Annotated in this window: 15 protein-coding genes; 6 read left to right on the top strand and 9 right to left on the bottom strand. The window is 73.1% G+C overall.

Going from position 1 to position 20,184, the window contains the following annotated elements; all coding sequences use genetic code 11:
• Positions 1–113: 113 nt before the first annotated feature.
• The 6 genes from AB0I11_RS11385 to AB0I11_RS11360 form a co-directional block, all read right to left on the bottom strand.
• Positions 114–1,079: a pyridoxal-phosphate dependent enzyme gene (locus tag AB0I11_RS11385; RefSeq protein WP_046569874.1), complete on the bottom strand. Its 966-nt coding sequence runs from the start codon at positions 1,077–1,079 to the stop codon at positions 114–116.
• Between the two features lie 10 nt (positions 1,080–1,089).
• Positions 1,090–1,422, bottom strand: coding sequence for a MoaD family protein (locus AB0I11_RS11380; RefSeq protein ID WP_357317222.1), 333 nt, complete (start codon positions 1,420–1,422; stop codon positions 1,090–1,092).
• 69 nt (positions 1,423–1,491) lie between these two features.
• Positions 1,492–1,980: a M67 family metallopeptidase gene (locus tag AB0I11_RS11375; protein ID WP_357317219.1), complete on the bottom strand. Its 489-nt coding sequence runs from the start codon at positions 1,978–1,980 to the stop codon at positions 1,492–1,494.
• A gap of 56 nt (positions 1,981–2,036) precedes the next feature.
• Positions 2,037–2,534: a DUF2017 domain-containing protein gene (locus tag AB0I11_RS11370; RefSeq protein WP_197087907.1), complete on the bottom strand. Its 498-nt coding sequence runs from the start codon at positions 2,532–2,534 to the stop codon at positions 2,037–2,039.
• 61 nt (positions 2,535–2,595) lie between these two features.
• Positions 2,596–2,886 (bottom strand): ATP-dependent Clp protease adapter ClpS, encoded by a 291-nt coding sequence (gene clpS / locus AB0I11_RS11365; RefSeq protein WP_046569865.1) that lies wholly within the window; start codon positions 2,884–2,886, stop codon positions 2,596–2,598.
• 115 nt (positions 2,887–3,001) lie between these two features.
• Positions 3,002–4,576: a hypothetical protein gene (locus tag AB0I11_RS11360; protein WP_357317215.1), complete on the bottom strand. Its 1,575-nt coding sequence runs from the start codon at positions 4,574–4,576 to the stop codon at positions 3,002–3,004.
• 202 nt (positions 4,577–4,778) lie between these two features.
• Here AB0I11_RS11360 and AB0I11_RS11355 point away from each other — a divergent pair, with 202 nt between their 5' ends.
• The 5 genes from AB0I11_RS11355 to AB0I11_RS11335 all read left to right on the top strand — a co-directional run bounded on the left by AB0I11_RS11355 (position 4,779) and on the right by AB0I11_RS11335 (position 11,569).
• Positions 4,779–7,448, top strand: a complete 2,670-nt coding sequence (locus tag AB0I11_RS11355; protein ID WP_357317212.1) for a LuxR C-terminal-related transcriptional regulator — start codon at positions 4,779–4,781, stop codon at positions 7,446–7,448.
• Between the two features lie 17 nt (positions 7,449–7,465).
• Positions 7,466–8,752 (top strand): nicotinate phosphoribosyltransferase, encoded by a 1,287-nt coding sequence (locus tag AB0I11_RS11350; protein WP_357317209.1) that lies wholly within the window; start codon positions 7,466–7,468, stop codon positions 8,750–8,752.
• A 14-nt stretch (positions 8,753–8,766) separates the two neighbouring features.
• A complete protein-coding gene (locus tag AB0I11_RS11345; RefSeq protein WP_357317206.1) occupies positions 8,767–9,348 on the top strand; it encodes an isochorismatase family protein in 582 nt (193 codons plus the stop codon).
• Between the two features lie 39 nt (positions 9,349–9,387).
• Positions 9,388–10,623 (top strand): MFS transporter, encoded by a 1,236-nt coding sequence (locus AB0I11_RS11340; protein WP_357317203.1) that lies wholly within the window; start codon positions 9,388–9,390, stop codon positions 10,621–10,623.
• 172 nt (positions 10,624–10,795) lie between these two features.
• Positions 10,796–11,569: an alpha/beta hydrolase gene (locus AB0I11_RS11335; RefSeq protein ID WP_357317200.1), complete on the top strand. Its 774-nt coding sequence runs from the start codon at positions 10,796–10,798 to the stop codon at positions 11,567–11,569.
• Positions 11,570–11,696: 127 nt separating this feature from the next.
• On the opposite strand, the gene ctaD is transcribed toward AB0I11_RS11335, so the two are convergent.
• From ctaD to AB0I11_RS11320, 3 genes are all read right to left on the bottom strand, one after another.
• On the bottom strand, positions 11,697–13,454 hold the full coding sequence (gene ctaD / locus AB0I11_RS11330) for a cytochrome c oxidase subunit I (protein WP_357317197.1): 1,758 nt from the start codon (positions 13,452–13,454) through the stop codon (positions 11,697–11,699).
• A 138-nt stretch (positions 13,455–13,592) separates the two neighbouring features.
• The gene (locus AB0I11_RS11325; protein ID WP_357317194.1) at positions 13,593–14,699 is read right to left on the bottom strand and encodes an FAD-dependent monooxygenase; all 1,107 of its coding nucleotides are present in this window, start codon (positions 14,697–14,699) and stop codon (positions 13,593–13,595) included.
• Positions 14,700–14,937: 238 nt separating this feature from the next.
• Positions 14,938–18,651, bottom strand: a complete 3,714-nt coding sequence (locus tag AB0I11_RS11320) for a LamG domain-containing protein (RefSeq protein WP_357317190.1) — start codon at positions 18,649–18,651, stop codon at positions 14,938–14,940.
• A gap of 310 nt (positions 18,652–18,961) precedes the next feature.
• Between AB0I11_RS11320 and AB0I11_RS11315 the strand changes: the two genes are divergently transcribed.
• Entirely contained in the window at positions 18,962–20,107 is a 1,146-nt protein-coding gene (locus tag AB0I11_RS11315) for a cellulose binding domain-containing protein (protein WP_357317187.1), read from the top strand.
• The last annotated feature ends 77 nt before the right edge of the window (positions 20,108–20,184 follow it).

Genomic DNA, 20,184 nt, shown 5'->3' with positions numbered 1-20,184 from the left:
AAGAATCATCTACCGGAAGTTGTCATCAACGTGACACCCACACACGTCCGGTCCCGAAGCCGGCGGACGGGCCGGTCGACGGGTACCGCCGACCGGCCCGGCGACCGGGCCGATCAGGCCCAGAGCTGGCCCTCCAGGGCATCCTCGGCGTCGGCGAGGGTGCCGCCGTACGCCCCGGTGGAGAGGTACTTCCAGCCGCCGTCGGCGATCACGAACGCGACGTCGGCGCGGCGGCCGTCCCGGATCGCCTCGTGCGCCACCGCCAGGGCGGCGTGCAGGATCGCGCCGGTGGAGAAGCCGGCGAAGATCCCCTCCACCTCGACGAGCTGCCGGGTGCGCAGCACCGCGTCCCGGGTGCCCACCGAGAAGCGTCGGGAGAGCACCCCGGCGTCGTAGAGCTCGGGGACGTACCCCTCGTCGATGTTGCGCAGGCCGTAGACCAGCTCGCCGTAGCGCGGCTCGGCCGCGACGATCTGGATGTCCTCGACCTTCTCCCGCAGGTAGCGCCCGGTGCCCATGAGCGTGCCGGTGGTGCCCAGCCCGGCCACGAAGTGGGTGATCGTGGGCAGGTCGTGCAGCAGCTCCGGCCCGGTGGTCTCGTAGTGGGCGCGGGCGTTCGCCTCGTTGCCGTACTGGTAGAGCATCACCCAGTCGGGGTGCTCGGCGGCGATCTGCTTCGCGGTCGCGACGGCCTGGTTCGAGCCGCCGGCGGCCGGCGAGAAGATGATCTCCGCGCCGTACATCCGGAGCAGCTGGACCCGCTCGGTCGAGACGTTCTCCGGCATCACGCAGACCAGCCGGTAGCCGCGCAGCTTGGCCACCATGGCCAGCGAGATGCCGGTGTTGCCGCTGGTCGGCTCCAGGATGGTGGCACCGGGGCGGAGCCGGCCGGCCTCCTCGGCCGCGCGGACCATGAACAGCGCCGCCCGGTCCTTGATGCTGCCGGTCGGGTTCCGGTCCTCCAGCTTCGCCCAGAGCCGCACCGGCGGCGCCCCCTCGGGCACCGCCGGCGACAGCCGCGGCAGCCCCACCAGGGGCGTGCCGCCGCACGCGTCGAGCAGGCTGTCGTACCGCGTCATGACGCCGCCCTCAGCGGGCGACGGGCGCGCGGCGCCCGGCGAGGGCGGCGGCCGCCGCGAAGCCGAAGGCGCCGCCGGCCACGGCCGGCAGGATGGTCACGCTGTCGCCGTCGTTGAGCTTGGCGTCGAGCGCGCCGAGGAAGCGGACGTCCTCGTCGTTGACGTAGACGTTGACGAACCGGTGCAGCACGCCGGCGTCGGTGACCAGCCGGGCCTTGAGGCCGCCGTGCCGGGAGTCCAGATCGCTGAGCAGGTCGTTCAGCGTGTCACCGCTGCCCTCGACGACCTTCGCGCCGCCGGTGTAGCTGCGCAGGATGGTGGGGATGCGAACCTCGATGGCCATGATGTCTCGTGCTCCTTGTCCGGGTGTGCCAGGTGACGGGTGAGAGTGCGGTGCCGGGCGCTGAGAAGATCAGCGGCCGGAACACTCGTAGTCGACCGTCGCCGGGCTCTGCCCGAACATGTAGGACTGGACGGCGTGCGGGTCCACGGCGGCAGCCACGATCCGGACCGGCTCCTCGGTGACCACACCGTCGACGATCCGGAAGGAGCGGATCTCCTCGGTGTCGGGCTCGCGGGTCGAGACGAGCAGGTAGTGGGCCCCGGGCTCACCGGCGAAGGAGATGTCCGTGCGGGACGGGTACGCCTCCGTGGCGGTGTGGGAGTGGTAGATGACGACCGGTTCCTCGTCGCGGTCGTCCATCTCCCGCCACACCCGCAGCTGCTCCATCGAGTCGAACTCGTAGAAGGTCATCGAGCGGGCGGCGTTCTCCATCGGGATGTGCCGGGTCGGGGTGTCGCTGCCGGCGGGACCGGCGACCACGCCGCACGCCTCGTCCGGGTGGTCCCGACGCGCGTGGGCCACGATCGCGTCGATGATCGACCGGTCGATGCTCAGCACGCCGCCCAGCCTAGCGCCTGGCCCTCCCGGGCGGCGAGGGTGGCAACCGTCACCACTCAGTCGATCAGGGCGTTGAGCAGGGATTCCTGCAGATAGCCGAGATACGCGTAGACCGACAGTTGGAACACCCGCGACGAGCTGGGGTCCTCGGCGACCGCGTCGTCGAGCTCCTCGCCCAGGTCGGTGCCGTCCTTGATCTCCAGGCGTACGCCCATCGCCAGCCGGGCGTCGTTGAGCGCGCGCAGCCACGCCTCGGCCGCCTCCGCGTCGAGGCGCACCTCGCCGCCGGCCTCCCCGTCGGGCAGCGCGGCGAGGATCGCGCCGGCCTGGTCGATCTTCGCGGTCTTCAGGTCGCCCTCGGTGTACCGGCGGAACTCCGCGGTGCTCGCCGCGTCGTCCGGGTAGACCTCGGGGAAGAGCCGGCCGACCACCGGGTCGGTGTGGTCGAAGCCGTCGGTCAGCAGGCCGACCACCTCGGAGGCCACCTTGCGCAGCACCCGCACCTCGTCGACCGCGAAGGTGGCGACGTAACGGTCGCCGTGGCGACGGAACATGCTCACAACGCCGTCCTTGTCCGCACCCACGGGGCTCGTGACACCGGCCCCCTCCTCGCCCTCACGACCGCTCCACGGTCGCCCAGAGCCCGTACGCGTGCAGCTGCGAGGCGTCGTGCTCCATCCGCTCGCGGGCCCCGCTGGAGACCACCGCCTTGCCCTTGTGGTGCACATCCAGCATGAGCTGCTCGGCCTTCTCCCGGCTGTATCCGAAGAGTTTCTGGAACACCCAGGTCACGTACGTCATGAGGTTGACCGGATCGTCCCAGACGATGGTCACCCACGGCCGGTCGGAAGCCGGCACCTGGTCGGTGTCCGGCGTCTCGACCGGTGCAACCTGTGGAGCCGCCATGCCCCCCATCGTGCCACCGGATCCCGGGAACCGAGGAACCGGAACGCCGCGCCCGCCGGGATCACCCTCCCGGGCCGCGTACCGCGACCCGGCCGGCCGCCCGGCGGCCGCCCCGTCAGGCGAGCAGGATGCCGTGGTCGACAGCATCGGAGAGCACCGCGCCCAGCGACAGACGGATCACCTCGAAGCGGCGGGACACCTCGCGGGACAGTTCCAGCTCCACCTCGCGCAGGGCCCGCTGCGCCCAGGACCGCGCGCCGTTCGGATCGTCGTTGCCGGGCAGCCGCCAGTGCTGCCAGCAGCCACCGGAGAGGGCCACCCCGACCGGGGGCAGCACCTCGTCGCGGTCCGCGCCGGGGAAGCCGGCGAGCGCCTCGAACGCGCCGCCACCGGCCAGCCCGGCCACCCCGGCCGTGCTGGTGACCAGGAGCACCTTGTCCAGCTCCCGGCCGGCCGGGTAGTCGGCGAGGCCCCACCGCACGGCGTGGGTGATCCGCCGGCGTACCCCCTCGGCCAGCGGCGCCCCGAAGGCCCGGGCGGCCGTCTCGTCGACGACGCTCCGGGCCGCCTCGTCACACTGGGCGGTGGCCAGCAGCGACAACGCCTCCATCTCCCGGTCGAGCAGCTGCGGCAGGCCGGCGCAGCCGACCCCGAACACGATCTCCTGCACCACCCGCAGGTGGATGTTGGCCAGTTCCAGAGCGAGGTGCTGGCGGATCCGCTGGGCGCAGGCCCGGGTCCGCCGGTCCAGCCGTTCCACGAGGTCACCGGCGTCCAGGCCGGGCACGACCGGCACCTTGCCGTGCGCGCCGGGCGGTTCCGGCGGGCGGACGCTGGCCCGCCGCAGACCCTCGTCCGCGGCCCAGCCGACCAGCGCCCGACGCAGCGGCGCGTGGTCGGTCGGACGCACGGCGTGCCAGCGGGCGGTGGCCAGGTCGGGCACCGCGGAGAGCAGGGCGGCCCGGTGCGCGGCGAGGCAGACCTCCGCCGGATCGACCGCCCGCCCGGCGGGACGGGGAGCGGTGCCGCCCCGGCGGACGGCCGACGACTCGGACGCCCCCGAGTCGTCCGTCACCGCCGGGCCGTCCGCCGGGGCCGTCCAGCCGGCCGCACCGGGCGTGACGGTGAAGTGCACCTCCACCCGGGCCTGGGCGACCTCGCTGAGCAGGTTCAGCTCGGCGGCCGTGAACGCCTGGTCGGCGGAGATGACGAAGAGCAGCGCGCCGGCCCGGCCCACCGTCTCCAGCAGCACCCGACCGCCGGCGACGCCGAGCGCGCCGGTGTCCGGCGTGTCGAGCACCGAGAAGTGGCGCAGCAGCGGGTTGGGCAGGCTCAGCTCCACCCGGCGCGGCGGCCGGGCCAGTGCCGGCCCGGCCGCGAGCGGGTCGACACCGTACGAGTGGGGTTGCCGGTAGCCGGGCACGTACGCCGCCCGGGTCGCCGCCCGCGCGTGGTTGACCAGCAGGTAGCTGCCCTCGGGCGCGACCAGCATGCCCGGGTCCACGGTGAGCAGGCCGGCGAGCAGTTCGCGCCGCCCGGCGCCGGCCGGTCCCGCGACGACGACCGCGAGCGGCTCCTCGGGGCTGGGCTCGCCGGCGCCGAGCCGGGTGGGCAGCGGCACGCAGCGCGGCGACTCGCCGGCCCGGCCCGGGTCGGGCACGTCGACCGGCGACAGAGGACCCGGCTTCATCAGGTGGCCTCCCGGTCCGGCGACCGGGTGTGGACCGGCCGCATGGGGGGGATCCGGTGGTGACACACCGGATGTCGGAAGACTACGGCTGTCGGGTGTCCGACACGGAACAGGCAGAATACTCACCGTTAATCGAGCGATTACTCAACTTCGTTGCGTGACGATGCAGCCGCGTACGGAACAGCGTCGATATGCTGCAGCGATGAGTCGCTGGGACTTCGTCGGCCGCACGGATGAACTGCACCGCCTGCTGTCGGCGATCGGCGGCCCGGACGGGCGCGGCCTGCTCTTCAGCGGCAGCGCCGGGGTCGGCAAGAGCCGGCTGCTCCGGGAGGGGGTGGCCGCGCTCTCCCCCGACCGGTACGCCATCTGGTCGGTCTCGGCCAGCGCCACCACGGCGGCGCTGCCCTTCGGCGGCCTCGTCCAGGTCCTCCCCGCCGAGCAGCCGCAGGGGCTCTCCCCCGCCGGCATCCTGCGCTGGGCGGTGGACCTGCTCCAGGAACAGGCCGCCGGCCGGCCGATCGTGCTCGCCATCGACGACGCCCACCTGCTCGACCCGCCCTCGGCGGCGCTGGTCCACCTGATCGCCCGCGCCGAGAACACCACCGTCATCGGCACCCTGCGCAACGGCGAGCAGATCCCGCTGCCGATCCGGGCCCTGTGGACCGACGACCTGGTCGACCTGGTCGAGTTGGGCCCGCTCGGCCCGACCGAGACGACCGGGCTGCTCGCCGCCATCCTCGACGGGCCGGTCGACGCGGGCACCGCCGACCGGCTCTTCCGGCTCTCCGCCGGCAACGCGCTGCTGCTGCGCGAGCTGGTGCTGGCGGTCTCGAGCAGCGGCGAGCTGAGCCGCACCTACGGGATCTGGAAGTGGACCGGCCGGCTGGAGCTGGCGCCCAGCCTGACCGACCTGATCGACACCCGGATCGGCCAGCTCACCCCGGGCGTGCGGTCGGTGGTCGAGCTGGTCGCCTTCGGCGAGCCGCTCGGCCTGCAACTGCTGCAACGGGCCGCCGACCCGGACGACGTGGAGACGGCCGAGGAGCGCGGCCTGATCAGCATGGTCCACGACGACCGGCGGCTGGACGTACGGCTCGCCCACCCGCTCTACGGCGAGGTGATCCGGCGGCACTGCCCGGTCAGCCGGACCCGCCGGCTCCAGGCGACCCTGGCCGACCTGCTCGAGCAGGTGGGCAAGCGCCGCCGGGACGACCTGCTGCGGGTCGCCGTGTGGCGGCTCGACTCCGGTACGGCCCAGGACCCGGCGCTGCTGCTCGACGCCGGCGCCCAGGCCTTCGGCCGGTACGACGTGCCGCTGGCGACCCGGCTGGCCCGGGCCGCGCTGGAGGCCGACGGCGGCTTCTACGCCGCCGAACTGCTCGCCACCATCCTCATGTTCGCCGACCGGCCGAGCGAGGCGATCGAGGTGCTCGACTCGGTCGCCGGGGAGATCCACGACGACCGGCGGCGCGGCCGCTGGCTGACCGTGCGGGGCATGGTCAGCTACTGGGGACTGAGCCGCGAGTCCACCGTGGAGGAGATCGCCGCCCAGGGCGCCACGCTGGCCGACCCCGCCGACCAGGCCCGGGTCCGCGCCTTCGAGGCGATCATGCGGCTGCACCGGCTGGACACCGGCGCCGCGCTGCGGCTGGCCCAGGCCGTGCTGGACCGGCCGGCCGCGCCGGTGGCCGCGCGGGAGCTGGCCCGCTGCACCATCGCGCACCTGCAGGCCGCCCAGGGGCAGTACCGGCGCAGCGCCACCGCCATCGCCCGGGTGCAGGCCGAGGCGGCCCGCTGGCGGAACGACATGCCCTATCTCCAGCTCGCCATGGAGCTGGCCCGGGGCACCCGGCTGGCGCTCTCCGGCGACCTGACCGGCATCGACGCGATCGTCGCCGACGAGTTCGCCGACCTGGCCGGCGCCGGCGACTTCCGGCTCGGCACCGGCTACCTGGCGATCCTCCAGGCGTACGCGGCCCGGCTGCGGGGGCGCAGCGACGAGGCGCTCAAGACCAGCCTCGGCGCCTGCGCGGTGCTGGCCACCAGCCAGGTGTACGCCGGCCTGGCGCACGCCGAGCGGGCCCAGGCCGCCGCGTTGCGCGGCGACGCCGCGCACGCCGCCGAGGCGATGGCGGAGGCGGACCGCACCCACGCGCCCGGCATGGCGGTGCTCTACCCCTGGCTGGAGCAGGCCCGGGGCGCGGTGTACGCGGCCGCCGACGACCTGCCCGCCGCCGTCAAGCACCTCTGCGCGCTGGCCGACCGGCTCCGCGCGGACGGCTTCGCCGGCCACGAACTGCTGGTCCTGCTCGACCTGGTCCGCCTCGACCAGGCCGCCGCGCCGGTCGGGCCGACCTGCACCGACGGCGGCCGGCGTACCGTGGCGCAGCGGCTGGCGGAACTCTCCGAGCGGGTCGACGGGATGCTGCCGCCGCTGGTCGCCCGGTACGCCCGCGCGGCCGCCGACGGCAGCCCCACCGACCTGCTCGCCGTCGCCGACGATTTCGCCGCCCGCGACCTGGTGGTGTACGCCGCCGAGGCCACCGCGCTGGCCGTGCAGCGCGCCGGGCGCGACGGCACCGGCCCGGCCCGGGAACGCCTCGCCGCCCTGCTGCGCCACGGCGACCGGCTCGCCACCCCGGCGCTGCGCCAGCTCCGCCCGACGCTCAGCGAGCGGGAGTGGGAGATCGCCCGGCTCGCCGCCGAGGGCGTCACCAGCCGGCTCATCGCCGAGCAGCTCTACCTGTCCAGCCGCACCGTGGAGAACCACCTCCAGCGGGTCTACAGCAAGCTCGGCGTGGCCGGCCGGGCCGAACTGCGGGCCGCGTTGCGGTCGATGCCGGGGCACGACGGCACGGATCCGGCCTGAACTCTAGGCTGGAGGCCGTGAGCACCCTTCGCCCCGCGCTGCTGACCGACCACTACGAGCTGACCATGGTCAGCGCCGCCCTGCGCGACGGCACGGCCGACCGCCGCTGCGTCTTCGAGGTGTTCAGCCGGCGGCTGCCCGCCGGCCGCCGCTACGGCGTGGTGGCCGGCACCGGCCGGCTGATCGAGCTCATCCGCGACTTCCGGTTCCAGCCCGAGGAGATCGACTTCCTGCGCCGTACCGGCGTGGTGGACGACCGGGCCGCCGAGTGGCTGGCCGGCTACCGCTTCACCGGCGACATCGACGGGTACGCCGAGGGCGAGCTCTTCTTCCCCGGTTCGCCGATCCTCACCGTCTCCGGCGGCTTCGCCGAGTGCGTGGTGCTGGAGACGCTGGCGCTGTCGGTGCTCAACCACGACTGCGCGGTCGCCGCGGCGGCGGCCCGGATGGTGACCGCGGCCCGGGGGCGGGCGCTGATCGAGATGGGCTCCCGCCGGGCGCACGAGGAGTCGGCGGTGGCCGCGGCGCGGGCGGCGTACCTGGCCGGCTTCCGGTTCACCTCCAACCTCGCCGCCGGCCTGCGGTACGGCATCCCCACCGCGGGCACCGCGGCGCACGCGTTCACCCTGCTGCACGACGACGAGCAGGCCGCCTTCGCCTCGCAGGTCGCCACCCTGGGCAAGGACACCACCCTGCTGGTCGACACGTACGACATCAGCCAGGGCATCCGGAACGCGATCGCGGTCGCCGGGCCGGAGCTGCGGGCCGTCCGGATCGACTCCGGCGACCTCGCGGTGATCGCCCAGCAGTCCCGGGAACTGCTCGACTCGCTCGGCGCCACCGAGACGAAGATCATCGTCTCGGGTGACCTCGACGAGTACGCCATCGCCTCGCTGGCCGCCGAGCCGGTCGACATGTACGGCGCCGGGACCGCCGTGGTGACCGGCTCCGGCGCGCCCACCGCCGGCCTGGTCTACAAGCTCGTCGAGGTGGACGGCCGCCCGGTGGTCAAGCGCTCCGAGCACAAGGCGACCATCGGCGGCCGCAAGGTGGCGGTGCGCCGGCACAAGCCGACCGGCACCGCCACCGAGGAGGTCATCGTGCCCCAGGGCGTACCGGACCGGCAGCCGAACGACCGGCTGCTCCAGCGCTCCTTCGTGGCGGACGGCGAGCCGGTGCCGCTGCCCACCCTCGACGAGTCGCGGGAACACCTGCGGCAGTGCCTGATCTCCATCCCCTGGGAGGGGTTGAAGCTCTCCGGCGGCGACCCCGCCGTCCCGGTGACCGTGGTACCCGCGAGCTGAGGAGGGACCGTTCCATGGGCAAGGCCCTGATCATCGTGGACGTGCAGAACGACTTCTGCGAGGGCGGCTCGCTCGCCGTGGCCGGCGGGGCCGACGTGGCGGCCGGCATCTCCCGGCTGCTGGCCGACGAGCCGGGCCGGTGGGAGCACGTGGTGGCGACGAAGGACTACCACATCGACCCGGGCGCGCACTTCGGCGATCCGCCGGACTACGTCCAGTCCTGGCCGCGGCACTGCGTGGTGGGCACCGCCGGGTCCGAGTTCCACCCCGACCTGGTGACCGACCGGGTCGAGGCGATCTTCCACAAGGGCGAGCACGCGGCCGCGTACTCCGGTTTCGAGGGGCACGCCTCCGACGGTGAGTGCCTGGCCGACTGGCTGCGCCGGCACGACGTCGACCGGGTCGACGTGGTGGGCATCGCCACCGACCACTGCGTGCGGGCCACCGCGCTGGACGCCGCCCGCGAGGGGTTCGCCACCACCGTCCTGCTGGATCTGACCGCCGCCGTGGCCCCGCAGACGCTGGACGTGGCGCTGCGGGCGCTGGACGGCGCCGGGGTCACCATGGTCGGCGAGCCTGTGATCAGGAACCCTTGACCAGCTAATCGGTTGCCGCTGTAGTACCGCCCGTCGAGGATGTCGCGGGAGGTACGGACCGTCGTGAACTTGAAGCCTTACCGGGAGGCACTCGCCCTGCCCGGTCTCCGCTCGCTGCTGCTGATCTCGGTGCTGGCGCGCATCCCGCTCACCGCGACCGGGGTGACGCTCACCTTCCACGTCCTGCTCGACCTCGGCCGCGGCTACGGCGCGGCCGGCCTGGTCGGCGCGGCCTCCACGGTCGGCAACGCGATCGGGGCCCCGCTGCTCGGGCGGCTGGTCGACCGGCGCGGGCTGCGCCCGGTGCTGGTGCTGACCACCGTCGCCGAGGGCGTCTTCTGGACGACCGCGCCGACGTTGCCGTACCCGGTGCTGCTGCCGGCCGCGTTCCTGGCCGGGCTGGTCGCCCTGCCGGTCTTCTCGGTGGTCCGCCAGTCGGTCGCCGCGCTGGTGCCGGCCGAGCGGCGCCGCCCCGCGTACGCGCTGGACTCGATGTCGGTCGAGCTGTCGTTCATGGTCGGCCCGGCGCTGGCGGTGGCCCTCGCGGCGGCCGTGTCGCCCCGCGTCACCATGTGGGCGGTGGGCGTCGGGATCGTCGCCTCGGGGATCGGCTTCTGGCTGCTCGACCCGCCCACCCGCAGCGTCGACGAGCCGGCCGGCCCGCACCGCCGGGTGCCCCGCCGGGAGTGGGTCACCCCCCGGCTGCTCGCCGTGCTCGCGGTCAGCCTGGCCACCACACTGGTGCTCGGCGGCACCGACGTGGCCGTGGTGGCGGTGCTGCGGGCCGGCGGCGAGGTGAGCTGGACCGGCGTGGTGCTGGCCGGCTGGGCGGTGGCGTCGCTGGCGGGCGGCTTCGCGTACGGAGCGCTCACCCGCTCCCCGTCCCCGCTGGTCCTGATGGCGGCGCTCAGCCTCGCCACCATCCCGGTCGGGCTGGGCGGGGCGCACTGGTGGCTGCTCTGCCTCGCGCTGGTGCCGGCCGGCGCGCTCTGCGCGCCCACCATCGCCTCGACCGCCGACGCGGTGAGCCGGCTGGCCCCCGCCGCCGTACGCGGTGAGGCGATGGGGCTGCACGGCTCGGCCGTCACCGTCGGCATCGCCCTGGGCGCGCCGCTGGCCGGCGCGGTGATCGACGCGTCGGCGCCGATGTGGGGCTTCGTGGTCACCGGCGTGATCGGGCTGCTGGTCGCGCTCGTGGTGCTGCCGGTCGCGCTGGGCCACCGCCGCGAGCCGGCCGCCCCGCCCGCCGGGGAGCCGGTGCGGGTCGGCGTCTGACCGCTCGCCAGCCGGTACGGGTCGGGGTGTGACCGCCGGCCGGCCGGGGCCGGCGGCCCGCCCGGCCGGTCGCCGTAACAGCTTCGACACGGTGCCGGGAAGGGGGACAACCCGGCGAACGGCTTCTCGACACAATGGGAGCGCTTCCACCACTGCGTCTCGAGGAGTTGCCGTGAACCGTGCCGTCCTACGCCTCGTTGCCGTGGCCACGCTGTCGATGGCGATGGCCGCCTGCACCAGCAGCAGTGCCGAGACCCCGGAGCCGACGGCCTCGGCCGGACTCGACACCGGGGCCGACTGCCCCGGGCTGGCCGAGCAGGGCCGGCGGATCGTGTTCGGTCAGCCGCTCGGCACCGAGCTGGGCGGCCTCGTCCTGGGCACCGGCAGCACCGGGGTGGTGCTGGCGCACATGGCCGGCGGCGACGTCTGCCAGTGGTTGCCCTACGGGCGGGAGCTGGCCGACCGGGGCTACCGGGTGCTCGCCTTCGACTTCGCCGGGTCCGGTTCCTCCCCGGGCAGCGGCGTGTCCCGGGCCGAGCAGGTCCAGGCGGCGGCCGCCACGCTGCGCGCCGAGGGCGCCAGCCGGACGGTGCTCATGGGCGGCTCGATGGGCGCCACCTCGGTGCTGGCCGCCACCCCGACGCTGAACCCGGCGCCGGCCGCGGTCGTCGCGCTCTCCCCGCCCACCGCCTACGGTGACGCGGACGCCAGCACGGCGGCCCCGAAGATCACCGTCCCGGTCTTCTACGGCGCGGGCGAGCTGGAGGCGAACTTCCCGGACGCGGCGCGGCAGCTCTACAACGCCACGCCGAAGACCACCCAGCGGCAGCTGGTGCTGGCCCCGAGCAATCAGCACGGGTTGTTCCTGGTCGACCCGGGCACCGGGGAGGCCGGGATCCGGGATCAGGTGAAGGCTTTCCTCGACCGCCACGCCCCGACGGCCTAGCCGTCCCCGACCACCCGCGCCGCGGCCCGCCGAACCGGACCCCGGCGCGGCACGGGCCGGCCGCCACACACGGAACGGGCCCCTTCCCCACCGTCGCCGGTGGGGAAGGGGCCCGTTCGACGAGCGGTCAGCGCCGGTCGATGCTACCGGCGGTGTCCTCCTGGTAGCTGGCGCCACCGTCGGACTCGCTGGTCAGCGGCTTGGCGCCGCCCTCCGGCGGGCCGGCCAGGGTCTGCCCGGCGGCCAGCTCGGGGAACTTCAGGTCGAACGCCGGCCGCTCGGAGCGGATCCGCGGCATCCGGTCGAAGTTGCGCAGCGGGGGCGGGCTGCTGGTGGCCCACTCCAGCGAGTTGCCGTGACCCCACGGGTCGTCGACCTCGACCACCGGCCCGGTCTTGTACGACTTCCAGCAGTTCCAGATGAACGGCAGGGTCGAGATACCGGTAATGAACGCGCCGATCGTGGAGATCGTGTTCAGCGTGGTGAAGCCGTCGCTGGGCAGGTAGTCGGCGTACCGGCGGGGCATGCCCTCGTTGCCCAGCCAGTGCTGCACCAGGAACGTGGTGTGGAAGCCGATCATGGTCAGCCAGAAGTGAATCTTGCCGAGCCGCTCGTCGAGCATCCGGCCGAACATCTTCGGGAACCAGAAGTAGATGCCGGCGAAGACGGCGAACACGATCGTGCCGAAGAGCACGTAGTGGAAGTGCGCCACCACGAAGTACGAGTCGTGGATGTGGAAGTCGAGCGGCGGGCTGGCCAGGATCACCCCGGTGAGGCCGCCGAAGAGGAAGGTCACCAGGAAGCCGATGGCGAAGAGCATCGGCGTCTCGAAGGTGATCTGCCCCTTCCACATGGTGCCGATCCAGTTGAAGAACTTCATGCCGGTCGGCACCGCGATCAGGTAGCTCAGGAAGCTGAAGAAGGGCAGCAGCACCTGGCCGGTGGCGAACATGTGGTGCGCCCAGACGCTCATCGACAGGGCGGCGATGGAGATGGTCGCGGCCACCAGGCCCTTGTAGCCGAAGATCGGCTTCCGGGAGAAGACCGGGATGACCTCGGTGATGATGCCGAAGAACGGCAGCGCGATGATGTAGACCTCGGGGTGCCCGAAGAACCAGAACAGGTGCTGCCAGAGCATCGGCCCGCCGGTGGCCGGGTCGTACACGTGGGCGCCGATCAGGCGGTCCGCGGCGAGCGCGAAGAGCGCGGCGGCCAGCAGCGGGAAGACCAGGATCGCCAGCAGGCTGGTGACCAGCATGTTCCAGGTGAAGATCGGCATCCGGAACATGGTCATGCCGGGGGCGCGCAGGGTCAGGATCGTGGTGATCAGGTTGACCGCGCCGAGGATGGTGCCCAGACCGGAGATGGCCAGGCCCACCACCCACATGTTCGCGCCGACGCCCGGCGAGTGCTCGGCGGTGCTCAGCGGCGTGTAGGCCGTCCAGCCGAAGTCGGCCGCGCCGCCCGGGGCGATGAAGCCGGCGGTGGCCATGGTGCCGCCGAACAGGTACAGCCAGTAGGCGAAGGCGTTGAGCCGGGGGAACGACACGTCGGGCGCGCCGATCTGCAGCGGCACCACGTAGTTCGCGAAGGCGAACACGATCGGCGTCGCGAAGAACAGCAGCATGATCGTGCCGTGCATGGTGAAGAGCTGGTTGTACTGCTCGGGCGACAGGAACTGCAGGCCCGGACGCGCCAGCTCGGCGCGCATGATCAGGGCCATCAGGCCGCCGATCATGAAGAACGCGAACGCGGTGACCATGTACATGATCCCGATCTGCTTCGCGTCCGTGGTGCGCAGCAGCCGCGCGATGGCCGACCCCTTGACCGGCTCGCGGACCGGCCAGGGCCGGGTCACGACCGGCTTGGGTGCGACGGTGGTCACGAGTGGCCTCCGGTTCTCGGTTGTCCCGCTCGGCACGCGCTCATCCTGCGCAGCCGTCATCCGTAGGGAGGATAGTCCCCGGTAGGTCGGGACGCCGCGTGGGGTGGGCGACTACGATCTTTCGCCCCGGGGGCGGCATCAGAGCGGACCGACCAGCAATCGGTAGTGCTCCTGGAAGATCCGTCCGCCGCGTCCGCGCAGCAGCGGGTCGCGCAGCGCCGGCGGCACGTCCCGGGTCCGGTTGCGGTCCCGGGTCCGGTCCCGCACCCAGCGGGTACGCGGCCGGCGCCGGCTCTCGTACGCGATCAGCGCGGCGTCGACGCTGCTGGCGGCCTTGAGCGACTCGGCGAGCACCACCGCGTCCTCGAGTGCCATGGCGGCTCCCTGGGACAGCGTCGGCGCGGTGGCGTGGGCCGCGTCACCGACGAGCAGCACCCGGCCGTGGAACCAGCGCCCCAGCTCCACCTCCTCGGTGAGCTCGGCGTGCACGTCGTCGAGGGCGGCCAGCACCTCGGGCACCGGGCCGCCGTAGTCGCCGAAGAGTTCGCGCAGCCGGGCCAGCGGGTCCGCCGGGACCGTGCTGCCCGCCTCGTCCGCGTAGCAGTGCAGCCGCCCGGCGCCGATCGGTGCCACCAGGAAGCCGGCGCGCTGGCCGAGCAGCGCGGTCCAGTCGGCGACCCGGGGCCCGCCCCGGACCACTGCCCGGTAGACCACCTGGCCGGCGGGGCGCGGCGGGCCGCCGAGCGCGGCCAGGGTACGTACCGCCGAGCGCGGCCCGTCCGCGCCGATGACCAGGTCGTACTCGGCGCGGGTGCCGTCGGTGAAGGCAACGGCGACGCCGCCGGGCAGCGGATCGACGCTGCGTACCTCGGCGCCGTGCCGGACGGCGCCGCCGGCGCCGGTGAGCAGCACCCGGTGCAGCTCGGCGCGGGGCAGCACCCGGCACTCCCCGACCCCGGCCCAGAGGGCGTCGAGGTCGACCTCGCAGAGCGGCACGCCGGCCGCGTCGAGGAAGCGCTGCCGGTGGATGACCTCGCCGAGAGGGCGGACCGGGCCGTCCAGGTCCAGCCGGCGCAGCGCCCGCGCCGCGTTACCGGGCAGGTAGAGCCCGATGTCACCGCGCTCGGTCGGGGGGAGCTTCTCGGTCACGTCCGGTCGGAACCCCGCCAGGCGCAGCGCCCGCGCCACGGCGAGACCGGCGATGCCCGCGCCGACGACGAGGATGCGCAGGGGGGAGCCACCCATGGTGGTGTACGCCTCCGGAGGGGTTCGGCACGCGTTGGAGGCAAGACACTACTCCCCGCAACCAGTGCGCGGTAGACCCTCATCGGCCGTGCCGGCCGGCCCCTCGGTACGCCGTGCCGATCCCACCCGGCGCAACTCCCACCCCGGCCGGAGGCGGCGAACGGCGGGTCGGGCAGGGCCCGACCCGCCGTTAGGCTGCCCCGCGCCGGCGACCGGGTGGCCGCCGGCGCGGCACGGGTCACGCGCCCGACGTCGGGTCCCGGACCACCTGGGTGTCGTAGAGCGTCCGCACCTGAACGTCGGTCATCGCACCCTGGTACGTGCCGACCTCGTCGATCGTGCCGAACAGCGGGTTGACATCACCGAGACCGCTGCCGACCTTGAGCGGGCCGTTCGCCTGCCACGGCTGCCAGGCGGCGTTGAGCGGGATGCTGGACGTCGCGCTGCTGGTCTCCGACCGGTAGATCTCGCCGTCGACATACAGCTTGAGCTGGCGGTGCCCGACGTCCAGCACGCCCACCAGGTGGTGCCAGCTGGCGTCCGGGTCCTGCGCCGGAGCGGCCACGATGGTGGCGCCGGTGCCGCCGTCCTGGGTGGCCGCGTCCTTGAGCATCTTGAACTTCCACTCGCCGCCGTTGTCCGGCAGGTAGTAGAGGTAGAAGCCGTTGTTGACGGTGCCCTCCTGGGCCATCACGATCTGCGGCACATCGGTCCGGTCCAGCTTGACCCAGGCCGAGACGGTGAACGACTGGTCGGTACGCAGCACCGGGGTGTTCTGCCAGATCGTGTACTGGAGGCCTTCGGCGTCCGGCGGGGTCACCCCCGTCTTGTAGGCCGTCCGGGCCCACTCCCTGGTCCCGGTCTCGCCGTCGATGGTGTTGTCCAGGGCCAGGCCGGTGTCCCGCAGACCCTCGGCCATCGGGTCGGCGCCCCGCTGCAGCGCCAGCCACCGGTCGAAGCCGGTGAGGTCGGCCGCCTGGCAGGTGTCGGCCAGGTCCTGGATGTAGCACGCGGCGGACCGGGCGAAACTCCACTGGCCGACGGTGATCGGAGTCAGCATCCCGGGCTCGTCGAAGCCGCCCGAGTCGGGGTCCGACTTGAGCTGGCCGGTGAAGTCGTGGTCCACCAGCACCCGGTCATAGACCTGCACGTCGGCGATCGAACCCTTCCAGTACTTGTTCTTGGCGCCGTCGACCCAGCCACGGCCCACCGCGAACACCCCGCCGGCCTGCCACGGCGTGCTCGGTCCGGCCGACTCCATCGCCGGCTGGTCGTCGACGTACAGCCGGATCTTGCCGGCCGCCCGGTCGTAGACGCCGACCAGGTGCACCCACTTGCCGACCTCGGTGGTTGCGATCGTCTGCGTGGCCGCCCGGGTGACGCTGGACTGAGCCGAGTTGTTCTTCATGCTGAACGACCACTTCGCCACCGAATCCACCATCCGGGTGCCCAGCTGGAAGCCGGCCGCGTCGGCGCCGTCCTGGACCAGCGCCACCGTGTCCCAGGTCGGCATCGCCGGCAGCCGCACCCAAGCCGCGACGCTGAACGACTGGCTGGTGTCGACCACCGGCATGGCGGTCTGCGCCTCGCTGGTGCTGCCGTTCATCGTGGCCACCGAGCCACCGATCAGGTGCGTGTCACTGGACCAGGTCACGTTGCTGGCGGTCAGCGGGCTGTCCTTCACCAGCGGACCGGCCCCGTCGGTGTCTCCGTAGCCGGACTGCTGGTCGGCCAGCGCCGCCGCCTGGGACTGGCCGGGGTAGGTCTCCAGCGTCCACCGGGCCACCGCCGGCCGGGGCCGGGCCACCACGAACTCGGTGCTGCCGTAGCCCTCGTTCAGCGTGCTGTCGACCGCCGAGGCGTACAGGATGTTCGTGCCGTAGTTCGGCGCGGTCAGGGTCACGGTGACCTGCTTGACGCCGTTGACGGTGGTCGCCGGCACGCTCGTGGTGGCCGCCGTCCAGCCGTACTTGAAGGTGGTCACGTCGGTGGCCGTCGAGGAGAGCCGGAACGTGCCGGGCTGCCCGGGACCGGCCGGCATGGTCACCACGGTGACCGTGACCGGCGGCACCGTGGTGTCCGCCTTGAACTGGCACCAGGCCGACCAGCCGCTCCACTGCGAGTAGGGCGCCGGGTCCACGGCGGTCACCCGGAACGCGTACGTCTTGTCCTTGGCCAGGGTGACCGGGGCGGTGACCGCCCGGCCGTTCGCCGGCGCGGACACGTTCGCCGGTTTCGGCTTGCGCGCCGGGTAGGTGTCGGTCACCGTGCCCATGCCGCCGGACGGCACCTCGATCCACTCGTAGGTGCCGGTCAGCGCCTGGGTGGTGTCGGCGTCCGGGTAGACCGCCGAGAAGGTCGGGGTGAGCGTGCCGATGGTGGTCACCCCGGAGGTGGCGCAGGCCACGCCGGCGATCTGGAAGTTGGTCGGCTTACCGGGCCGGGAGTCGTAGTCGACGATCAGCTTGGCCTTGCTCGGGGTGAACTTCTTCCAGCGGTCCTGCGCCGTCTCGTACTCGCCCTCCGGGTTGCAGGCGCAGAAGCCGACGGTGAGCGTGCTCCAACTGCCGGTGGCGGCGGCCTGGACCTGGCTCTTCACCCCACTGCCGGTGAAGTTCATCGTCATGTCCGGCTGCGGCGAGTCCGAGCAACCGCTGCCCTTGTTCGCGTGCCCCTCCGCCGAGTCCATCCACGACTTCAGCTTCATCGTGGAGAAGGACGCCTTCATGGTCGCGTTGATCACCGGCACCAGGTACATGTGCGCCCAGGTGTTCCCGCACGACCAGGAGTGGTAGAGGTTCATCTGCACGTACGCCGAGTAGATGTACTTGCCCTTCAACGACACCGAGCCGTTGGTGGTGGGGAACTCGAAGTACGACCGGAACCGCGACCCGACGCACGGCCCGTCGGGGCTGTAGCCGACCCGGGCCACCGAGTAGTCGGTGTTGGTGCAGCCGTCACTGGTCGCGTAGGCCCACCGCGACTTCGCCACCGACCAGGCCGGGTCGACGTAGACCGGGTAGGTGGCCGCCGCGAGCAGCGCGGCGTCCGGCACCAGCCGCAACTCGCCCTTGGCGACCCGGGTGGCGACGGCCGCGGTGCGCGCGCCGTCCCCGGCGGTCAGCGCGTCCGACCGGGCCCGGGCGGCTTCCTGGGCGGCCGGCGCGGCACGCTTCGGCAGCGCGGAGTCCCACATCACCGCCGGCTGCGACCGGGCGATGGCGGTGGCGCCCGCCGCGGCGGTCAGCGAGCCGTCCGCCTGCCGGGACAGCGTCACGTCGCCGCCGGTCTTCAGCGCGATCTCGCGGACCGCCGGGTTGGCCGCCGCCGAAGGGCTCTTCACCACCAGCACGTGGGTGAAGCCGGTGTGGGTGGCCCGTACCACCAGGTCCACGTCCGGCAGTACCCCGGCGTAGGTCGCGGAGTCCCCGGACACCGTGGGCGTCGGCAGCCGCCCGGGCCAGGAGAAGGTCAGCGAGCGACCGGCCCGCGTCAGGCTGATCAGCGGCCGGTCCCCGCCGGCCGAGAATGCCACGTCGGCCACCGAGGCGACCGGGCGCAGCAGCCCGTCCGCGCCGGTCCGCAACGACAGGTCGACGTCGGCCCAGGTGCCGTCGGCACGGCGGGTGCGCTGCGGCTCGACCGCCGACTCGAGCCGCAGCCGGCCGTCCGGCTGGGCGATCACCTGGGTGTACTCCGACCGCGACGAGCCGACCACCACGGGTCGGCCGCACGCGGCCGCCGTCGCCACCGCGTCCCGCTCGGAGGCTTTGGTGTCGGCGCAGGCCGGTGCGGCGGCGGCGCGGGCCGGCGCCGGGGTCGCGGCGGTGACGGCGACGACGCCGGCCGCGGCGGCCAGGGCCACGGCGGTCAGGCCGGCCAGGCGGTGACGGATCGGATCGGGACGGCCTGTCCCGCTCCACTTTTTGGGCAGGGTCCAGCGTTGCGCCATGTGCACTCCCCCGTGTCAGGCATTGAAGATCAGCGACACCGTATGTGGACGGTGGGGGGTGGTCAATCGGCCGTTCAGCGCAGTCGCGAAGGGTGACCGCGCCCCCGGCGCGCAGACGCGGACGGTGACCGCGCCCCCGGCGCGCACGCCCGGCCTGCGGCGGCTCACCGAGGGTGGAAAGACCAGGGCGATTCGGTCGGCGCAGTTGCACAACGGTTTCAGACATGTGAATGTGTTGAGGAACCATGGGAGCGCTCCCGGACGTACCCCACCACACCTTTCGGCGCCCCGCGCCGAGCCAAGGAGCATCATGAAGCGTCCACTCAGGGCGATCGCCGCCGCCGGCCTGCTGGCCGCCAGCTCGATCGTCGCCATCGCCCTCGGCGGCACCGCCTCCGCCGACACCCAGATCTGTGACCAGTACGGCTCGACCACCATCGGCGGCAAGTACGTGGTGCAGAACAACCGCTGGGGCACCACCGCCCAGCAGTGCATCAACGTCACCTCGAGCGGGTTCTCCATCACCCGGCAGGACGGGACCGGCAACACCAGCGGCGCGCCGGTCTCCTACCCGTCGATCTTCGTCGGCTGCCACTACACCAACTGCTCGCCCGGCACCAACCTGCCGGCCCAGGTGAAGAACATCGGCAGCGCGCCGAGCAGCATCAGCTACAACTACGTCAGCGGCGCCGTCTACGACGCCGCGTACGACATCTGGCTCGACCCCAGCCCGAAGAAGGACGGGGTGAACCAGATGGAGATCATGATCTGGTTCAACCGGCAGGGCCCGATCCAGCCGATCGGCTCCGTGGTCGGCAACGCCAACATCGCCGGGCGGACCTGGGAGGTCTGGCGGGGCAGCAACGGCTCGAACAACGTCATCTCGTACGTGGCGCCGTCTCCCATCACCAGCCTGAGCTTCGACGCCATGGCGTTCATCGCCGACACCCGCAACCGGGGCGCGATCACCAACGACTGGTACCTGACCAGCATCCAGGCCGGCTTCGAGCCGTGGCAGGGCGGCGTGGGCCTGGCCGTCAACTCCTTCTCGCAGACCGTCAACACCGGCGCCACCCCGCCGCCCACGACCGCGCCGCCCACCACCGCCCCGCCGACCACCCCGCCGCCCTCGGGGGGCAGCGGCTGCGCGGTCAAGTACACCCCGAACGCCTGGAACAGCGGCTTCACCGCCGACGTCCAGATCACCAACACCGGCGGCAGCACCATCAACGGCTGGACGCTCAGCTACAACCTGCCCTCCGGGCAGACCATCACCAGCGCCTGGAACGCCACCGTGACCCAGAGCGGATCCGCGGTGACCGCCCGGAACGTCGGCTACAACGGCACGCTGTCGCCCGGCGCCTCCACCAGCTTCGGCTACCAGGGAACGCTGAGCGGCTCGTACTCCTCGCCGACCAGCTTCTCCCTGAACGGAACAACCTGCACCAGGTCCTGATCCCGGGCGTACGAGACGGGGGGCGCGGTCCGTACGGACCGCGCCCACCCCCACGCCCCCCACCTCCAACGCTACGG

This window comes from Micromonospora sp. NPDC050495, from assembly GCF_040655175.1.
In the GTDB taxonomy this organism is placed as follows: domain Bacteria; phylum Actinomycetota; class Actinomycetes; order Mycobacteriales; family Micromonosporaceae; genus Micromonospora.
This window is presented reverse-complemented; position numbering and strand designations above follow the sequence as displayed.

Excerpts from the sequence above, each read along its gene's own strand:
- AB0I11_RS11345 (WP_357317206.1), top strand. The coding sequence starts at position 8,767 with ATGGGCAAGGCCCTGATCATCGTGGACGTGCAGAACGACTTCTGCGAG.
- AB0I11_RS11385 (WP_046569874.1), bottom strand. The coding sequence starts at position 1,079 with ATGACGCGGTACGACAGCCTGCTCGACGCGTGCGGCGGCACGCCCCTG.
- AB0I11_RS11325 (WP_357317194.1), bottom strand. The coding sequence starts at position 14,699 with ATGGGTGGCTCCCCCCTGCGCATCCTCGTCGTCGGCGCGGGCATCGCC.
- AB0I11_RS11315 (WP_357317187.1), top strand. The coding sequence starts at position 18,962 with ATGAAGCGTCCACTCAGGGCGATCGCCGCCGCCGGCCTGCTGGCCGCC.
- AB0I11_RS11340 (WP_357317203.1), top strand. The coding sequence starts at position 9,388 with ATGTCGCGGGAGGTACGGACCGTCGTGAACTTGAAGCCTTACCGGGAG.
- AB0I11_RS11380 (WP_357317222.1), bottom strand. The coding sequence starts at position 1,422 with ATGGCCATCGAGGTTCGCATCCCCACCATCCTGCGCAGCTACACCGGC.
- AB0I11_RS11320 (WP_357317190.1), bottom strand. The coding sequence starts at position 18,651 with ATGGCGCAACGCTGGACCCTGCCCAAAAAGTGGAGCGGGACAGGCCGT.
- AB0I11_RS11360 (WP_357317215.1), bottom strand. The coding sequence starts at position 4,576 with ATGAAGCCGGGTCCTCTGTCGCCGGTCGACGTGCCCGACCCGGGCCGG.
- AB0I11_RS11370 (WP_197087907.1), bottom strand. The coding sequence starts at position 2,534 with ATGTTCCGTCGCCACGGCGACCGTTACGTCGCCACCTTCGCGGTCGAC.
- AB0I11_RS11355 (WP_357317212.1), top strand. The coding sequence starts at position 4,779 with ATGAGTCGCTGGGACTTCGTCGGCCGCACGGATGAACTGCACCGCCTG.
- clpS (WP_046569865.1), bottom strand. The coding sequence starts at position 2,886 with ATGGCGGCTCCACAGGTTGCACCGGTCGAGACGCCGGACACCGACCAG.